This is a genomic window from Sodalis sp. (in: enterobacteria), assembly GCF_047607725.1.
In the GTDB taxonomy this organism is placed as follows: domain Bacteria; phylum Pseudomonadota; class Gammaproteobacteria; order Enterobacterales; family Enterobacteriaceae; genus JBLKSS01.
This window is the reverse complement of record NZ_JBLKSS010000179.1, coordinates 1-2389: the sequence shown is the minus strand read 5'-3', so window position 1 is coordinate 2389 and position 2389 is coordinate 1. Positions and strand designations below refer to the sequence as shown.

Sequence of the window (2389 nt, the reverse complement as noted above, 5' to 3'; positions counted from 1 at the left end):
GGTTCACTAGGCATCGTAGTGGAACATATTCTTACCGGGCCATACAACAAACCCMCCAATAATTCAAGACGTCCTCCACGGGGCGCTTACGGTTAAGAAGCCGCCATAGCTCTGACCAAGGGTTTCCCAGCGGTCGCCGCCAAACAGTTCCGTGCGCAGAAATTCGCAATCGCGCACGATGCTGTCGGCGCGGAAATGCCACAAATAGGCCGCGCCAGCCTGACCATCCATCGACGCCAGGGTGGCGCTTTCGACCCGGCTGCTGTGCCCGGTGCCGCGCTGATCCATCAAGATCACCCGGTGGGTTTTCAGCGCCTCGGCAAGCCATACCGGCCCGCCGCCCTGTGGGCGCGGCCCTTTGCCGCCGGTGCCCCCCTGAAGAAATGCGAGTTTGGGTAACGATTTATGGCGCTTGCGCGGGTCCACCACCTCGCGCACAAACAGATCCAACGTGCGGCCGTCTTGCGGCTGCGACCAATCCAGCGGCACTTTTACCCGATGTTCCTTGATGAACATGCCGGGCAACGTATATTCACAGACGTTCAACACAAGCTCCTGAGCTGATGGTGAATCCGACACTGTTGAGCGTGGCGTCGGCCAAAGGGAGACAGTGTAAGGCAATCTGCCGACAGGGGGGGGGAAGAGCCAACGTGCGCGGGCAACGCGTTTGCAGCGACGCACGGGGCATTGTGGCGGAGAACGGCCTACGTCCCGCGGGAGAGGGGACCTATCGCTGCCGCGTTTCGGTCTTTATGCCCCGCAGCAGCGCGCGCCGCGGTCGTTCGGGCCCGGAACCCCAAGCCCCAAGCCAATAATCCTGCCGGCCAGGCGCGGTAGCCACGGACGCTGGCGCAGCCATAATTCCAATGTCGACGGTGTGCGACGAGGGCGGGTGGGGGAATGTCCCTTACCGGTCATCATAATTTGCAGCGCCTGGGTGGTGGCGGGTCGGGAACTGGCGGCGGCGCTGCACTCGATTAAGCTCACGCAGGCTGACCGCGCCGCGCGCCAGCGGTTTAGCCAGCAAATTTGCGGTAGCCACCGTGTCCTGAATGGCCAGGTTGACGCCGACGCCGCCAATGGGGGACATGGCATGGGCGGCATCGCCGATGCACAACACGCCGGGCGCGGCCCAATGCGTCAGCCGGTCAATACGGATATCCAGCAGCTTCACCTGTCGCCAGTCGGTGATTTGTCGCCGCCGCCGTTCGACGCTGACCGGCGCGACCGCCGCCACGTGCATTAGCAGCGACGCTAATCCCTGCTGCTGGAGCGCGTCGAAACTGCCTTTGACGATGCTGTAGCCGCACTGCCAATAGTCACCGCGGTCGAGCATGATGAAATTGTTTTTCGGCCCGCCGTGGCCGCTGGCCCAGCCGGCATCGCCAGCCTCTTTCGGCAGTTTCATCCATACCACGTCGCGCGGCGCGCCGAAATTCCTGACCTGCAGCCCGGCGTCGGCGCGCACCATCGACCGGCGGGCCGTCAGTGCCTATTACCAGCGGGGTGGTAATGGTGAGTCGGCCGGCGTCGTCTTCGGCGTTGACGCCGACAACCCGCCACTCGTGCCGACATAATGAGACGCCACGCGTCGCGCGCAGTAGGGTAAAGCCCGGCAGCATGGCCGCCTGCTGCGCCAGGAAACTGAGAAAATCCCACTGCGGCATCAGCATCATATATTGGCAGCGGCCGGGAAGACTGCTGAAATCGGCCATTGTGACGGTCTTACCCTGTAGCTCACCGCGAAGCGTCGTCACCTTCTGGTGTGGTAACGCCAATAGCCCCTCAAGCAATCCCAGATAATGCATGATGGCTAGGGTAGAAGGATGGATGGTGTCGCCGCGAAAGTCGCGTAAAAAATCGTGATGTTTTTCCAGCACCGTCACCGCTACCCCCGCCCGAGCCAATAAATAGCCGATCATCAGACCGGCTGGCCCGCCGCCGCCGATACAGTATGGCGTGTTAAGTGATATTTCGCCCATGGTGCGTTTGCCTTTCTAGCGCAAAGTTCAATCATAAGGAGCGGGCGCTATGTTGCAAATAGTTATCGTTTACCATTGTCATTGGCCGGACCCCTGTCGAGCCGTTTGCACTACCCCTGCGGCGTTAAAAGAAACAGATGTGGTGCAAACGGAAACACGGCGCCGGCGGCGGGCCTGTCTCCGGTAAAAAAACCGTCCAGCACCATAGCCAGAGCCTGCGGGTCGCAGGGCAGCGAGAGATGCTGATAATGGCAGCGCGGTGCGTTCAGCAAATAGAGGTGGTCTGCGAACACGATGACGTTCAGCGCCTGGAGATCGGGTGTGTTAACCAAAAGGCCGTTCAGTGCCCGTGGCTGTGGGGTGGCAAGCATTTCTGGACTATCAAAGGGAACGTTGGATTAGTCGTA

The 2389-nt window shown here is 61.0% G+C and carries 2 protein-coding genes and 1 pseudogene; all 3 read right to left on the bottom strand.

What is annotated here, in order from left to right; genetic code table 11:
- Nucleotides 1-63 precede the first annotated feature (63 nt).
- Nucleotides 64-546, bottom strand: a complete 483-nt coding sequence (locus tag ACMX3H_RS15205) for an alpha/beta fold hydrolase (RefSeq protein ID WP_415211437.1) — start codon at nt 544-546, stop codon at nt 64-66.
- Between the two features lie 204 nt (nt 547-750).
- Nucleotides 751-1982, bottom strand: a pseudogene (locus ACMX3H_RS15200) (FAD-dependent oxidoreductase).
- Between the two features lie 110 nt (nt 1983-2092).
- A complete protein-coding gene (locus ACMX3H_RS15195) occupies nt 2093-2353 on the bottom strand; it encodes a hypothetical protein (RefSeq protein ID WP_415211436.1) in 261 nt (86 codons plus the stop codon).
- Nucleotides 2354-2389 lie beyond the last annotated feature (36 nt).

What these genes read in the sequence shown, in the direction of transcription:
- ACMX3H_RS15195 (WP_415211436.1), bottom strand. Translation starts at nt 2,353, where the DNA reads ATGCTTGCCACCCCACAGCCACGGGCACTGAACGGCCTTTTGGTTAAC.